The organism is Bradyrhizobium sp. UFLA05-153, from assembly GCF_054185185.1.
Window position 1 is genome coordinate 1 of sequence record NZ_JBBIAM010000123.1, and the last position, 13,710, is coordinate 13,710.

13 protein-coding genes are annotated in these 13,710 nt (G+C 64.8%); 7 read left to right on the forward strand and 6 right to left on the reverse strand.

The window, feature by feature from the left end; translation table 11 throughout:
• Positions 1 to 124 precede the first annotated feature (124 nt).
• The gene (locus tag Q2941_RS41915; protein WP_027525346.1) at positions 125 to 895 is read right to left on the reverse strand and encodes a MotA/TolQ/ExbB proton channel family protein; all 771 of its coding nucleotides are present in this window, start codon (positions 893 to 895) and stop codon (positions 125 to 127) included.
• Between the two features lie 188 nt (positions 896 to 1,083).
• On the opposite strand from Q2941_RS41915, the gene Q2941_RS41920 reads away from it, so the two are divergent.
• The 4 genes from Q2941_RS41920 to Q2941_RS41935 all read left to right on the forward strand — a co-directional run bounded on the left by Q2941_RS41920 (position 1,084) and on the right by Q2941_RS41935 (position 4,967).
• Positions 1,084 to 2,454, forward strand: coding sequence for a sensor histidine kinase (locus tag Q2941_RS41920; RefSeq protein ID WP_027525347.1), 1,371 nt, complete (start codon positions 1,084 to 1,086; stop codon positions 2,452 to 2,454).
• Positions 2,455 to 2,461: 7 nt separating this feature from the next.
• A complete protein-coding gene (locus Q2941_RS41925; RefSeq protein ID WP_254111713.1) occupies positions 2,462 to 3,115 on the forward strand; it encodes a response regulator in 654 nt (217 codons plus the stop codon).
• Between the two features lie 341 nt (positions 3,116 to 3,456).
• Positions 3,457 to 4,497, forward strand: coding sequence for an MBL fold metallo-hydrolase (locus tag Q2941_RS41930; RefSeq protein ID WP_458196179.1), 1,041 nt, complete (start codon positions 3,457 to 3,459; stop codon positions 4,495 to 4,497).
• A 167-nt stretch (positions 4,498 to 4,664) separates the two neighbouring features.
• Positions 4,665 to 4,967, forward strand: a complete 303-nt coding sequence (locus Q2941_RS41935; protein WP_027525349.1) for a hypothetical protein — start codon at positions 4,665 to 4,667, stop codon at positions 4,965 to 4,967.
• Between the two features lie 58 nt (positions 4,968 to 5,025).
• Here the strand turns inward: Q2941_RS41935 and Q2941_RS41940 are convergent, their stop codons facing one another.
• On the reverse strand, positions 5,026 to 5,610 hold the full coding sequence (locus Q2941_RS41940; RefSeq protein ID WP_027525350.1) for a TetR/AcrR family transcriptional regulator: 585 nt from the start codon (positions 5,608 to 5,610) through the stop codon (positions 5,026 to 5,028).
• 525 nt (positions 5,611 to 6,135) lie between these two features.
• Between Q2941_RS41940 and purB the strand changes: the two genes are divergently transcribed.
• Positions 6,136 to 7,443, forward strand: coding sequence for an adenylosuccinate lyase (purB, locus tag Q2941_RS41945; protein ID WP_027525351.1), 1,308 nt, complete (start codon positions 6,136 to 6,138; stop codon positions 7,441 to 7,443).
• Between the two features lie 139 nt (positions 7,444 to 7,582).
• The gene (locus Q2941_RS41950) at positions 7,583 to 8,755 is read left to right on the forward strand and encodes a M20 aminoacylase family protein (protein ID WP_027525352.1); all 1,173 of its coding nucleotides are present in this window, start codon (positions 7,583 to 7,585) and stop codon (positions 8,753 to 8,755) included.
• 13 nt (positions 8,756 to 8,768) lie between these two features.
• On the opposite strand, the gene Q2941_RS41955 is transcribed toward Q2941_RS41950, so the two are convergent.
• Together Q2941_RS41955 and Q2941_RS41960 are read right to left on the reverse strand one after the other, a co-directional pair.
• A complete protein-coding gene (locus Q2941_RS41955) occupies positions 8,769 to 9,269 on the reverse strand; it encodes a YcxB family protein (RefSeq protein ID WP_027525353.1) in 501 nt (166 codons plus the stop codon).
• Between the two features lie 176 nt (positions 9,270 to 9,445).
• Positions 9,446 to 11,353 (reverse strand): acyl-CoA synthetase, encoded by a 1,908-nt coding sequence (locus Q2941_RS41960; RefSeq protein WP_027525354.1) that lies wholly within the window; start codon positions 11,351 to 11,353, stop codon positions 9,446 to 9,448.
• Positions 11,354 to 11,790: 437 nt separating this feature from the next.
• Between Q2941_RS41960 and Q2941_RS41965 the strand changes: the two genes are divergently transcribed.
• Positions 11,791 to 12,909 carry a SecDF P1 head subdomain-containing protein gene (locus Q2941_RS41965; RefSeq protein WP_458196180.1) on the forward strand — a complete coding sequence of 373 codons (1,119 nt, stop codon included), beginning with the start codon at positions 11,791 to 11,793 and terminating at the stop codon, positions 12,907 to 12,909.
• Between the two features lie 16 nt (positions 12,910 to 12,925).
• Here Q2941_RS41965 and Q2941_RS41970 read toward each other — a convergent pair whose 3' ends face one another.
• Positions 12,926 to 13,225, reverse strand: coding sequence for a hypothetical protein (locus Q2941_RS41970; RefSeq protein ID WP_027525356.1), 300 nt, complete (start codon positions 13,223 to 13,225; stop codon positions 12,926 to 12,928).
• Between the two features lie 17 nt (positions 13,226 to 13,242).
• The gene (locus Q2941_RS41975) at positions 13,243 to 13,692 is read right to left on the reverse strand and encodes a minor curlin subunit (protein ID WP_027525357.1); all 450 of its coding nucleotides are present in this window, start codon (positions 13,690 to 13,692) and stop codon (positions 13,243 to 13,245) included.
• Positions 13,693 to 13,710: the final 18 nt, after the last annotated feature.

Below are 13,710 nucleotides of genomic sequence, written 5' to 3' on the forward strand. Positions count from 1 at the left end.
GAATCCGGGGAGACCGCGAGAAGCGCGAGGAAGAACAGGAAGGCCACCACCTGGAGCGCCTTGAACAGCATCACGCCGAGCGGATCGAACGCCTCCTCGCGCGGATAGAGCCCGAATTCATCCATCATGGCGGCGTTCCCGGCCGCTTGCGTTCCAGAGCCGGCGTGACGTAGGTCTCGGTCAGCACGACGGCGTCGGAGAACACCCGCTGGGTCGCGGCATCGAGCATGTAATACTGGATGCGGACCAGGATCGAGCCGACCAGGCCCGCAAGCGTCGTGTACATCGCGACCGCCATGCCGTCGCTCATCAACCCCATCGAAGACCGCATCGCGACCTTGTCGGCCGCGTCCAGTCCCGCGATCGGCGCCAGCATGATGATGAAGCCGATGATGGTGCCGAGCAGGCCGAGCTTCATCAGCGTATCGGAGACGAAGGCGCCGAAGCCGTTGGAGCCGCGCAGGCGGTCGGCGAGATTTCGCAGCAGGAGCGTCTGGTCGACGGGCCTATAGTCCTGCGCCGCGGCTTTCGTCACCAGGCTCTCGATGTGATTCCTGACGAGGCCATGCGGCAGCGATGTGCCGGCAGCATCGAGCGCCTTGCTGCCGTCCTTGGCCGACAGCACCGCACGGCAGCGGCGCGCCGCCGTCCCTTCCCGCGCGATCGCGCGGGTCCGCCAGAAGCAATGGCCGCAGGTGACGACATAGAGCACTGCGATCAGGCTGGAAATGTAGGTGCGGTCGGAGACCACCATCAGATGGATCAGGCCGAAGCGCCACAGCAGCACGACGGCGAAGACCGACAGACCCGTGAAGATCATCCAGAGCAGGAGCGCGCTCCGCTCCGACGGGTCGGCCGCAGGCGGCGCGCTCTTGCCGATGGTGATCGAACTCATGCTGCCTCGCTCCCCGGTCCAAAAACGACCCGTCGCCGATTAGATCAAAGCCGTCGCGCGCAGTCCAAAGAGCCATGCCCAAATCGGCTTGGGAAATTTTCCCGAGCAGCATGGCCCATCAGCTGCCGCGATTGGCAAGATGCGGCGGCGTTGTTATCGTGACCTTACCAAACGTTGGGGGTGATCGCATGCGCCTCGTGCTTCAACTCGTCGCCCGTTTGCTCGTGATCGTCGCGCTGTGCCTGACCGCCGCGACGGTCTGGGCGACTTTTGATGCCTATCGCAGCGTCGATCGCGCCACTGCCGCCTCCGCCCAGCGCGTCGCGCATGCGCTGGAGGCGCTGTACTGGCGCGAGCTCTTGCTGCGCAGCAACAGGATGCGCGAGCACCTCGTACCTGTTCCGGACTGGCGCACGACCGATACGATGAAGCTGATTGCGCCGGGAGTCTGCGTGCAGTTCCAGCCGGCGGCCGCATTCGAGAAGCCGCTATGCGGCCAGAGCCAGGGGATCGGCCAGACCCCGCCGCGCTGGTTTGCGTCCCTGATCCCGGCCTTTCTCGGCAGCCATGCCGAGGTGGTGCGGCCGGTGAGCCCGCGCGCGGCCGCGGCCGGCACGGTCGTGGCGACGCCCGATCAGGCTGCGGCGATCTCGCTCGCCTGGGAGTACATTCTCAACGTGATCGACGTCGCGCTCTTGATGTCGGCAGCGATTGCGCTGCTGGCCTCGCTCGCGATCGCGCATACGCTCGCGCCTGCCCGCTCGATCGTGACCGCCCTGCAGCGGATGGCGCGCGGGCAATACCGCACGCCGCTGCCGCGCTTCCGCTCCATGGAGCTTGCGATGATCGGCAAGGCCGTCGGCGATCTCAGCGGGCGGCTCGAGGAAGCGACCGAGCAGCGCGCGGCGCTGACGAGGCGCCTGCTCGAGATCCGCGACGACGAGCGGCGCGCGCTCGCCCGCGAGCTGCATGACGAGTTCGGGCAGAATCTGTCCGCCATCCTTGCCTTCGCCAGCACCATCGAAACGGCGGGCGCGAAGCAGGCGAATGCAAGCGGGATCGCACAGGATGCACGTATGATCTCGCAGGCTACGCATCGCATCATGGCGTCGCTCCGCGACACGCTGAAGCGGCTGCGCAATCCCTTGCCGGAGGAGCTGGGGCTCGAGGCGAGCCTCGTCAATCTCGTCGACAGCTGGCGCTCGCAGAGCGCGACCCAGCCGACGATCCAGCTCGACCTCAAGGGCAACCTCGCGGACATCGGCGGCCAGGCTGCCACCACCGCCTACCGCGTCGCCCAGGAATGCCTGACCAATGCGCTGCGCCACAGCGCGGCACGCGAGATCAACTTGCGGATCGAGCGGCGCGCCGGCGAGGACGATGCCCTCCTGATCCGCGTCGAGGACGACGGCGGCGGCGATGCAGAGCGGGTGTCACAGTCGGCCGGCTTCGGGCTCACCGGCATCCGCGAGCGCGTCGCGGCCGCCGGCGGATCGCTGTCGATCGCGCGCGCCAATCGTGGGCTGAGCGTGGCGGCAACCATTCCGCTGGCCGCATGAGGCTGACATGACAGAGGTGGCGGCAAAGGGCATCTCGGTGCTGCTGGTCGACGATCATCCGATCGTCCGGCAAGGCTACCGGCGCGTCCTGGAAAGCCAGGGCGATCTGCATGTCGTCGCCGAAGCCGACAATGCCGCGGACGCCTACGGCGCCTTCAAGACGCACGATCCTGATGTCATCGTGCTCGACATCTCGATGCCCGGCGCGAGCGGCCTCGAAGCCATCCGCAACATCCGCGCCCGCGATCCCCGTGCGCGCATTCTCGTCTTCACCATGCACAACGAGGCCGTGCTGGTGAAAGCTGCCTTTGGCGCCGGCGCCAGCGGTTTCGTCACCAAGAGCAGCGAGCCCTCGGCGGTGGTCGCAGCCGTCCGCGCGGTTGCGCGCGGCGAGCGCGCCATGAGCGACGACATCGCCCATGCTTTGGCCGAGGAAAGCCTGTCACCGGCAGGCTCGGTGCTCGATCGGCTGGGCGAGCGCGAGATCGAAATTTTGCGGCAGTTCGTCAGCGGCGCCACCACCGAGCAGATCGCCTCGCATCTCAATCTCAGTGTGAAGACCGTGCAGAACTACCACTATCTGATCAAGACGAAGACCGGCGCGCGCACGGACGCGCAGCTCGTGCGGCTTGCGGCGAGCTGCGGACTGACGAAGCTTTAGAGCTCGGCGGCTTGTCCATCTTGGATAATGTCCCCAAAGCACCTCATCATTTCTCGACCCGGCCATATGCTACCGTTCTTTTAGGGCACCGAGGTCTGAGAACCGCCAGAACGGTTCAAGCCATCCCGCCGAACTACCTGGCTTGCTGACCGGCCAGGCCAACGAAGGCCATCCAGCATCTCTCAGATCGTGCTAAGTTGGTTCGCAGGCACGACATCTGGCGGAAGGCCAGCGACCGTCTGTCAGGCTCCAATTTTACAACGCGAACCACTTTTGAACGGCTCTTCAGAAGCCGCCCTCGTTCGCGTCGCAAGTCTTGCACGACAACAGGAGACGCTTTCATGAACATCAGGGAAAGTCTTTTTGCAGCACTGATCGCCTCGGGCATTTTCACGATGGTCGCAACAGCCGAAAGTGCAGCGACCGAGGCAAAAAATCAGATCACCATCCTTTATGACGCCTTCGGCACAGACGCGACGATGACGAAAGACTGGGGCTTTTCAGCTCTCGTCGAAATCGCGGGAAAGCGCATCTTGTTCGATACGGGTGACAACCCCGATATCTTCGCGGCGAACGTGAAGGCCAAGGGTGTCAATCTCTCCGACCTCGACTTTGTCGTTCTTTCGCACCGCCACTCGGATCACATGGCGGGTCTGTCCTACGTCCTAAGCGTCAACCCGACAGTCAAGATCTATGCACCGAAGGAGGGATTTGGCATCTACGGCTCGTCGCTGCCTTCCAGCTTCTATCGGAAGGACGAGGCCTTACCGCCGGAGATGCGGTACTACGGAGGCAGGCCCCCCGAGGTGATGAAGTTCGGCTCGGCATGGGCCAGCGCAAATTTCGAACTGATCGATCAGACGACCGAGATTGCCCCTGGTATCACACTTATCTCGCTGATCTCCGATGCCCCCGGGACCAAAGAACTCAAGGAGCTATCTTTGGCCGTCAACACCGCAGACGGAATAGTCCTTCTGGTCGGTTGTTCGCATCCCGGGATCGAGCGCATCGTCGAGGCGGCGAGCGCTATCAATCCCAGGATTCACCTCGTCGCAGGCGGATTTCATCTTGTCGTCGCTCCTGACGAGGCAATCGCGAAGGTCGTCACCGCGCTGAAGGACAGGTTCAAGATCCACAGCATTGCACCGGGACATTGCACCGGTGAGCCGACCTTTGCCGCGCTCAAGAAGGCATTCGGCGACAATTATCTCTATGCCGGCCTCGGCACGTCCATCCCGGTCGGAACGACTGCAGGCGCGAATGTCAGACGCGGGGAAGGTCCGACGCTCGACGACCTTGCCACCTATCGCAGACTGGCCGCGCACGAGGACCCGTTCGGCATATTGCGGTTGCGCAGCATTCGGTTGGGATCGGCTCTTTAACGCACGCACCGGCGCGCAGCTCGCCCTCCACTGGGCCACCCAGGGGAGGATGGTCACAGAGACCGTCACTCCAAAGCGGGGTGCCTTTGAGTACTCTTGTTCCACCCTATCGCCGTGGAACTGAGACCGTCGAACTCTGGTTAGTCCCAGAGTGGAGGAGTAACGCCATGAGTAAGGCTAATCATAAGACAGCCCATCCCCCGATCATCACCGTAGGTGAACTCATCGATGAACTCTGCCGCCTGCCGGATACGGCTGCCGTCGGCTTCCGCTGCCCCATGCTCGAACAGGAGCTAACCTTCTACCGCCTTCGAAGGCGGTCAAGGGACGTCGTCGAAATCGAGATCAATCCATATCCGGAAAGCCCGCCGGTCGTGCCGTCGGCCGACGCCACCATCCACGCGCGGAGAAAACCCCCTCGTCCGCTTTCGCTTCGCGACGGTCCCCTCGCCCACAAGGCCAGAGGGTGAGAGGCCACCGGCAGATCTGATCTCCGGGGCGGCAGAACGAGATGATGGAGCCTCGGCCTTACGCCTTCAATCCGCGCAGCAGCAGCGCGAGCGTCGCATCGACGCGGGCGGGCAGATCGGCGTCCTTCCACTCGTCGGCGTGGGCCGGATGGTGGTAGCGGCTGGTCGCATCGAAGATTGCGCGCGCGGTAGCCTTGGTGTCGGCGACGTCGAACACGCGCTGCTTCACGCCGTCGGACAGGATCGCCGACATCTGCTCGACGAGGCCGTCCTTGTGGCATTTCACCGCCGCGCAGGCTTCGCGCGCGAGCGTCAGATAGGTCTGAAACATCTCGGGATCGTCGCAAACGCGCTCGCGCTTGGCGGCGAACAGCGTCCGCAGCCAGGCCTCGAGCCGCGCCGGTGCGGGCCCCGTATCCTGGGCGATCTTGCGCAGCGGCGCATCCATGCGCTCGAGCCAGCGCTTGGCCACGGCCTCGCGCAGCGAGGCCTTGCTCGGAAAATGGCGATAGACGCTGCCATGGCTCACATCGAGCGCACGGGCAACGTCGACCACGGTGGCCTTGGCAAGTCCATAACGCCTGAGCACGTCCTCCGTGACTTCGAGGATGCGCTCCGGCGTCAAGACAACGGTTTCGTTCATGCCAGCACCATGTTCCCGTGAGAGGGGTCATTCACCCGGCGATCAGACCGCGTTCCGAAGCGGCCGTGCCGGTCGTTCGGAAAGCTCTTGCCTTAATGCGGCAGTTTTGCAGCCTGCGCCGCGATCTGGCGCGCCACCAGTACATTGAGCCAGTGCCCAATCTGCCCGGCGATGTTGATGATTTCGGTCGTCATTGTCGTAAGTCTCCACTTCGTCCACGACCCACCCTCTTCATTACGACCCGGGGGTCCCTTTTGTTTCGGACCTGAGGCCTCCGGGATGGAGCCGCGGGACGCCCAATCGGAGCGTCCGAAGATGGATATACACGTAGCGATAACAGATTTCAATATCTGTCAGTCAGCTTTTTGTGATTGACAGTCCACCTCGAAAACCCCCTCACTATCCCCCGTTTGCCGGACCAAGCCGTTTGTTTCGCCCTCCCCGCTCTGCTAAATCGCGGCGTAAAAAGCATTTTGGCCGGTGTCCGCGCCCCCAGGCGCGCCCGCCCCACTTGGAGCGTCCGCGATGATCCCCCGTTATACCCGCCCGGAAATGGCCTCGATCTGGGAGCCGCAGACGCGGTTCAAGATCTGGTTCGAGATCGAGGCGCATGCGGCGGACGCCCTCGCCGAGCTCGGGACGATCCCGAAACAGGCCGCCAAGACGGTCTGGGACAAGGCGAAGAACGCCACCTTCGACGTCGCCCGCATCGACGAGATCGAGCGGGAGACCAAGCACGACGTCATCGCCTTCCTGACCCACCTCGCCGAGATCGTCGGCCCCGAAGCGCGCTTCGTGCACCAGGGCATGACCTCCTCCGACGTGCTCGACACCTGCCTCAACGTCCAGCTTACCCGCGCCGCTGACCTTCTGCTCGCCGATCTCGACAAGGTGCTGGCAGCGCTGAAGAAGCGCGCCTTCGAGCACAAGACGACGCCGACCATCGGCCGGTCCCACGGCATCCACGCCGAGCCGGTGACGTTCGGCCTCAAGCTCGCCTTTGCCTATGCCGAATTCTCGCGCGCCAAGGAGCGCCTGATCGCGGCGCGGAAGGAAGTCGCGACCTGCGCCATCTCGGGTGCCGTCGGCACCTTCGCGCAGATCGATCCGCGCGTCGAAGAGCATGTTGCGAAAGCGATGGGGCTGACGCCGGAGCCGATCTCCACGCAAGTGATTCCGCGCGACCGCCACGCGATGTATTTTGCAACCCTCGGCGTGATCGCCTCCTCCGTGGAGCGCCTCGCTGTGGAAATCCGCCACCTCCAGCGCACCGAAGTGCTGGAAGCCGAAGAGTTCTTCTCCGAGGGACAGAAGGGCTCCTCCGCGATGCCGCACAAGCGCAACCCGGTGCTGTCGGAAAACCTCACCGGCCTGTCGCGCATGGTGCGTGCCTATGTGACGCCGGCGCTGGAAAACGTCGTGCTCTGGCACGAGCGCGACATCTCGCACTCCTCGGCCGAGCGCATGATGGGCCCTGATGCGACGGTCACGCTCGACTTCGCGCTGGTGCGCCTGGCCGGCCTGATCGACAAGCTGCTTGTCTATCCCGCCAACATGCAGAAGAACCTCGACCGCCTCGGCGGCCTCGTGCATTCGCAGCGCGTGCTGCTGGCGCTGACGCAGAAGGGCGCGAGCCGCGAGGACGCCTACAAGCTCGTGCAGCGCAACGCCATGCCGGTCTGGCGCGGTGAAGGCGACTTCCTGCAGCTCCTGAAGAAGGACGCCGAGGTGAAGAAGTATCTGTCGGACGCCGAGATCGAGGAGCAGTTCGACCTCGGCTATCACCTCAAGCATGTCGACACGATCTTCAAGCGCGTGTTCGGGGAGAGCTGATTTCCCCGTCATTCCCGGGCACGCGCATCGCGCGTGAACCGGAATCTCGCGCCGCAACTTCTAGATTCCGAGTTCGATGCTTCGCATCGCCTCGGAATGACGCTATTCTCGGCAATCCAACAAGAAACGGAAATCCCCCATGCCCGTCATCAATCGCGTTGCCGCCCTGTCCGATGAAATGGCCGCCTGGCGCCATGACTTCCACGAGAACCCCGAGTTGCTCTACGAAGTGCACCGCACCGCCGGCATCGTCGCCGACAAGCTGCGCGCGTTCGGCTGCGACGAGGTGGTGACGGGCATCGGCCGCACCGGCGTGGTCGGCGTGATCCGCGGCCGCAAGGCTACGTCCGGCCGGACGATCGGCCTGCGCGCCGACATGGACGCGCTGCCGATCATGGAGACGTCAGGCGTGCCCTATGCCTCGAAAGTCCCCGGCAAGATGCACGCCTGCGGCCATGACGGCCACACCGCGATGCTGTTGGGCGCCGCAAAGTATCTCGCCGAGACGCGCAATTTCGACGGCACAGCCGTCTTGATCTTCCAGCCCGCGGAAGAAGGCGGCGGCGGCGGCAAGGCGATGGTCGACGACGGCCTGATGACCCGCTGGGGCATTCAGGAGGTCTACGGCATGCACAACATGCCGGGCCTGCCCGAAGGCCATTTCGCAACGACGCCCGGCGCGATGCTCGCCTCATCAGACAACGTGAAGATCACCGTCACCGGCAAGGGCGGACACGCCGGCGCGGGCCCGCACAAGGCAGTCGACAGCGTGTTGATCGGCGCGCAGATCGTCAACGCGCTGCAGTCGATCGTCGCGCGCAACGTCGATCCGCTGAAATCGGCCGTCGTCTCGATCACCATGTTCAATGCCGGCACGGCCTTCAACATCATCCCCGAGACCGCCGAGCTCTGCGGCACCGTGCGCACGCTCGACCCCGAAGTGCGCGATCTCGTCGAGCGCCGCATCGGCGAGGTCGCCGACAGCGTGGCGCGCGCCTATGGCGGATCGGCCGAGACGAAATACAGCCGCATGTATCCCGTGACGATGAACCACGCGCGCGAGGCCGGCGTTGCCGCCGAGGTCGCCCGCGATATTGCCGGCGCCGATCGCGTCAACGAAAAATTCATTCCGATGATGGGCGCCGAGGACTTCTCCTTCATGCTGGAAGCGCGTCCCGGCGCGATGATCCTGGTCGGCATGGGCGACGGCAACGAGTGCCACCACCCCGCTTACGTCTTCAACGACAACATCCTCGGTCACGGCGCCTCCTATTGGGTGCGCCTGATCGAGAAGACGATGCCGGCGGGCTAGGCAATTCTACCCGTTACGCGGCGGCACCGGCGCGCTTGCCGGCAAACTCGACGAAGCTGCGCTCGTCGTCGTCGGAGTGGAAGGCGATACGGGGGATGAAGACCCCCGCGGCGCGGTCCATCCAGAGAACGATGATGTTCCTGGCCACGCTCACCCCTTCGATGGCAGGCCAGTCGACGCTGAGCACGGTGCCGTTGCCGGCGTCGACGAAGCCCTGCTCCGTCACTGTGATCTCGCGACTGCCGAGAACCCAGCCGGCGTCCTTGACGTGGCGGCGAAGTCCCAACCGCGACAGCACGCCGATGACCACGAGCGTGCTCAGGATGCCGAACAGCACGGAGGTCGTGTCGACCGATCCCGGCCACAACCCCGAGGCGATGATGCCGAGCAGCATCGGCAAGGCACCGGCCGCCAGGAGCGCGAGCCGCATCCAATTTCCATAAACGCGCGCCTGCGCAAGGCGCACGAACTCGGTCCAGTGCGTCAGATCGCGGTGGTATTTCAGCGGCGACATCCGTTCATCCTCGAGGCCAAACCGCTGCGCGCAGGCAGAAGGTGCCGGGCCACTATCGCCCGACAGGGTTTCGTCGCTCGATCTCTCCCTGAGGTTCGGATAATCGCGTCGATTCCGGAGCTCGCAAGCCCCCGGAATCTCAGCTCATCCTTGCAGTTGTCTTGCCGCGAAGAAGACTACGCGTACACCACCTCATGCCGCATCACGAACGGATCGAGCAGCTTGTGCACCTCGCTTGCCGCCGCCTCCCGCTTGCCTTCCGGCACATTCGCGATCGTCACAGTCGCGATCGAGCCGTGGCTGCCATGGGCGCCGACCTTTACCCTGCAGTCGAGGCCCTTCTCGGTGAGCGGGGTGAGCACCTTGGCAAATACGCGCTGGGCTGCGTCCCAGCGCAGTTGCGGCTTGAATACCTTGCCGACGCCGGTGACGGGCATCGGATCGATCGGAATGATCTGCACGGGCACGGCGGCGCGTTCGGGCGTGCGCTCGCGCACCCAGCTCTCCAGCTCGCCCGGCTCGACCTTCGCGCCCGGCTTGAGCTGCACGTAACCGACGGGGAGCTCGCCGGCATAGGCGTCGGGCTGGCCGACCACGGCGGCAAAGCCGACGGCCGGATGCTGGAACATGATCTCCTCGATCGGTGCCGGATCGATGTTGTGACCGCCGCGGATCACGAGGTCCTTGGCGCGGCCGGTGATCCAGAGATGGCCGTCCGCATCGAGCCGGCCGAGATCGCCGGAATTGACCCAGACCTCGTCGACGAACGCGCCCGTGTTGTGGGCATCGTTGAGATAGCCGCCGAACACGCCGGGCCCGGCCATGATCACGACGCCGATCTCGTCCACGGCGCAGTCGCGCTCGAGTCGTCCCCCGGCGTCGAGCCTGACGATGCGCACGCGCGAGTAAGGCATCGGCAGGCCCACCGAGCCGAGGCGGATGGGGCGGTCCGGATAGGCCATGGTGTGCACGCTCGAGGTCTCGGTCATGCCGTAGACCTCGACCACCGGGAGCTTCAGCTTGTCCTGGATCGCGGAGCCGACCGCGACCGGAATCGCCGAGCCGCCACCCGCGGCAAATTTCAGGCTCGAAATGTCGGCGCCAGCCGGCGGTACGGCAAGCGTTGCCGCAAGCACGGTCGGCACGCTCGACAGCGCCTCCGGCTTGAAGCGTTCGACGAGCTGCCAGATGTTCTTCACCGCATTGGGATTGCGCCAGCCAGGCGGTGACAGCACCACGAGGCACCCGCTACCCGCGAGCGTCGTCAGCACCTGCGTCAGCGAGCCTCCGACGTGAAACAGCGGCATGCCGAACAGCAGGTTGCCGCCCGGCTTCGACTTCAGCAGCAGGTTGAGCCCCCACGCCTGATAGACTTGGTTGGCATGGGTGTGGCGTACGAGCTTTGGCGTGCCGGTGGTGCCGCCGGTGTGGAAATAGGCCGCGATGTCGCCGCCCAGAATCTTGCGGCCACCGACGAGCTGGTCCGCCGGCTGCTGCTTGATGAGATCGTTGAAGGCGAAGATGCCGTTCGCGGGATCGCCGCCGCCACCCACCTGCACGATCGCCTTGAGGCGCTTCAAGGACGGACGGATCTGCTCGACCTTCTGCCAGATGTCGGTACCGGGCACGGGGCCGAGCGCCACCAGGATCGTGGTGTTGGCAGCCTCCAGGATCTCCGCGATCTGATGTGGCTCCAGCAGCGGATTGACGGGATTGGCGATGCCGGTGGCCTCCGCCGCGAACAGCGTCACGAAAGCGTCCGGCAGCAGCGGCAGCATGAAGCTGATGACGTCGTCTTTGCCCGCACCCAGCGCGTGAAACATGTTGGCGGCCTGCGTGACGCGCTCGACGAAATCCCCGTGCGAGATGATCAGCGGCGCATCGGCGGGATCGGCATTGGGCAGGAACTGGATCGCCGGCGCATCGGGATTCCGGGCCGCCCCGAGCCTGATCGCATCATAGGTGCTTTCGGCCGCGATGCGCTCCGCGTAAGGCACCCGCTCCAGGGCACGGACCTGCTCGTCCGTGGCCAATTCCGGATAGTCCTCGCCGATGATCCGATCGAGCGCGTGAATGCCCGCCATTCCGTCCGTCCTCCCTCATGTCCAGTGCCCGCCTGGCTTGTTTGAGTTTGCTTTCAGGCGGGGCCCGATCCGCCCGCGCGGATCAGGAGCTGACAGAATGATCGATGATTTGGCCGCCGTCCATGCCCCGATCGCTCGCTGGCGACGAGACAGAGGCTCTCAGCCACCGGAAGTCGCTCCGCTGTGGTAGTCCGGACGCGTGCGACGGCCAGTCGCAGTTCGCCTTGGGAAAGAAATCGCCGCGGCCTTCCGGCGTCATGTCCACCAGCGACAGCCGGGTTCCGGACGTGCCTATACCCACTCGTCGAAACGTGGCGGCCTTCACCGGGCGAGGGGTGATTTGGCGATTGAACCTCCTTTGCCGGCAGGGGGACCAAGGGACTGAGGTTACGACTGAAGTTTCGTGGCAGACGCCGTCTGCCGGAAGAGAGAACGCCATGACCATCGACGTGAGTGCTTTTGGACGCAGGACGAGCGCCGGGTCGACCGGGCTGATCGCGGCTCTCGTCGTCGCCGCCGCAGTTGCCGCCCCCCTGCGCGCGGCGCTCGCCGAGGATGCACCACCGGTCGACAAGATGCGCGCCAAGATCGGAGCCTTCGCCGAAAAGGCGATCGCGCAACAGGGCGGCTCGCGCATGGTGTTCAAGGTCGACGCCGGCGCCTTGCGCGAGCGGACGGTGAACGATCTGCGCGACGACGTCTATCGCATCGTGCACGACGGCCGGGTCCCCTTCTCCGGCCTTGCGATCCGCGACGGCGGCGTCGAGGTCAAGATCGCCGAGCCGAAGGACCGCGACCGCGTGCTCGCCAAGCTGACCGCCGCCAAGGACTACCCGCCGATCCCCGGCAGCCCGGTGACCGTTGCCGACGCCGGCAACGGACAGATCAGGCTCACGCCGACGGACGCCGCCTTCGCTGCCTATCTGCGCGACCTGGTCGACCGGTCCATGACCATGATCGATCAGCGCCTGTACGACATCGACATCAAGCCGGCCGGCGTGCTGCCTGATGGGACCGGCCGCATTCGCCTGGTGCTGCCGGGCGTCGCCGATCCCGATCGCGTCGCTGCGCTGTTCGCAAAGAAGGTGCGGGTCAGCTTCCGCATGGTGGATATTTCGACGTCTTCCCAGGACGCCCTGAAGGATTCCCTGCCCGCAGGCTCCGAAGTCCTCTACGGCTTCAAGGACAACACGCCTTGGCTCGTGCTGAAGGAGAGCCTGCTCGAAGGCGACGACCTCAGCGATGCCGCGCCCGGCTACGACTCCAGGACCCACGCCCCGATCGTGAACTTCCGCTTCAACGCCCGCGGCCAGCGGCGCTTCGCCCATGCCACCGAGGACAATGTCGGGAAGCCGTTTGCCATCGTGCTCGACGACAAGGTGCTCTCGGCCCCCATCATCCGTGAGCCGATCACCGGTGGACAGGGGCAGATTTCAGGAAACTTCACCGTTCAAGAGGCCAGCAGCGTCGCCAGCAAGCTGGTCGCCGCGGCACTTCCCGGACGTCTGACGCTGGTCGAGCAGCGGGTCGTGGAGCCAAGCGGCGCGAGCCGCTAAAGCGGCGTCTCGGTCTTCATTGCCCGGAGTGGCTCCGCAACCATTCGCGCAAGGCGGGCGGGAGGTCCGCCGGATTCGTACTCTGGGTCACGACCGCGGTGTTTCCGCCGCTCTTGCGGTAGACGGTCGTGCGCCCAGGCTCTTTCTCGATCCGCACTTCTGCTTGCGCGGGATCGCCGCTTTGGGTGATCACCATCTGGCCGTTGGCATCCTGCACGATCGTCGTATGGCCGTCTCCATCGCTGCCCGCCGACGCCGGCCCCGTTCCGCTCGACACCATCATCACCACTCCTGCTGCAAACAGAACGAGCTTCATGCGCGTGCCTCTTGCGATCACCGCCCGAACTGGAAGATGGCGGCCCAGTTGAAGCGACCGAACTGACTGACGGCGCCGGTATTCATGTCGCCAACCTGCACAAGCAGTGTGTTCGTGGCATTACCCATCTGCATGACGTTCGCCGTGTTGTTCACGCCCAGCTGACCGATCGCCGCACTCGTCGTTCCACCGGTCTGCATGACGTTAGCATAATTGGTTGCTCCGGTCTGGATGATAGTGGCATCGACCGGACCCGTGCCGCCGAGTTGGATGACCCGCGCGAAATTGAACTGCCTGTTTTCCTCGACCAGAGCCGGCTGCTGATCATTGCCGAACCCGAAGACCGTCTCGACGCTGATCTTGCCGGCGGACAAGCCGGTCTTGATTGTGCCGGCGGATGCTGCGGTACTCGCCGCGACTGCGGCGGCGATCGCGGTCGCCGCCCAAATGTGACTGCGCAATCTCATGAGATCTTTCTCCCGGCA

Bases quoted from the DNA above. Each gene is read 5' to 3' on its own strand.
- Q2941_RS41935 (WP_027525349.1), top strand. From the start codon at position 4,665: ATGAGTAAGGCTAATCATAAGACAGCCCATCCCCCGATCATCACCGTA.
- Q2941_RS41965 (WP_458196180.1), top strand. From the start codon at position 11,791: ATGACCATCGACGTGAGTGCTTTTGGACGCAGGACGAGCGCCGGGTCG.
- purB (WP_027525351.1), top strand. From the start codon at position 6,136: ATGATCCCCCGTTATACCCGCCCGGAAATGGCCTCGATCTGGGAGCCG.
- Q2941_RS41970 (WP_027525356.1), bottom strand. From the start codon at position 13,225: ATGAAGCTCGTTCTGTTTGCAGCAGGAGTGGTGATGATGGTGTCGAGC.
- Q2941_RS41975 (WP_027525357.1), bottom strand. From the start codon at position 13,692: ATGAGATTGCGCAGTCACATTTGGGCGGCGACCGCGATCGCCGCCGCA.
- Q2941_RS41955 (WP_027525353.1), bottom strand. From the start codon at position 9,269: ATGTCGCCGCTGAAATACCACCGCGATCTGACGCACTGGACCGAGTTC.
- Q2941_RS41920 (WP_027525347.1), top strand. From the start codon at position 1,084: ATGCGCCTCGTGCTTCAACTCGTCGCCCGTTTGCTCGTGATCGTCGCG.
- Q2941_RS41915 (WP_027525346.1), bottom strand. From the start codon at position 895: ATGAGTTCGATCACCATCGGCAAGAGCGCGCCGCCTGCGGCCGACCCG.
- Q2941_RS41930 (WP_458196179.1), top strand. From the start codon at position 3,457: ATGAACATCAGGGAAAGTCTTTTTGCAGCACTGATCGCCTCGGGCATT.
- Q2941_RS41925 (WP_254111713.1), top strand. From the start codon at position 2,462: ATGACAGAGGTGGCGGCAAAGGGCATCTCGGTGCTGCTGGTCGACGAT.
- Q2941_RS41940 (WP_027525350.1), bottom strand. From the start codon at position 5,610: ATGAACGAAACCGTTGTCTTGACGCCGGAGCGCATCCTCGAAGTCACG.
- Q2941_RS41960 (WP_027525354.1), bottom strand. From the start codon at position 11,353: ATGGCGGGCATTCACGCGCTCGATCGGATCATCGGCGAGGACTATCCG.
- Q2941_RS41950 (WP_027525352.1), top strand. From the start codon at position 7,583: ATGCCCGTCATCAATCGCGTTGCCGCCCTGTCCGATGAAATGGCCGCC.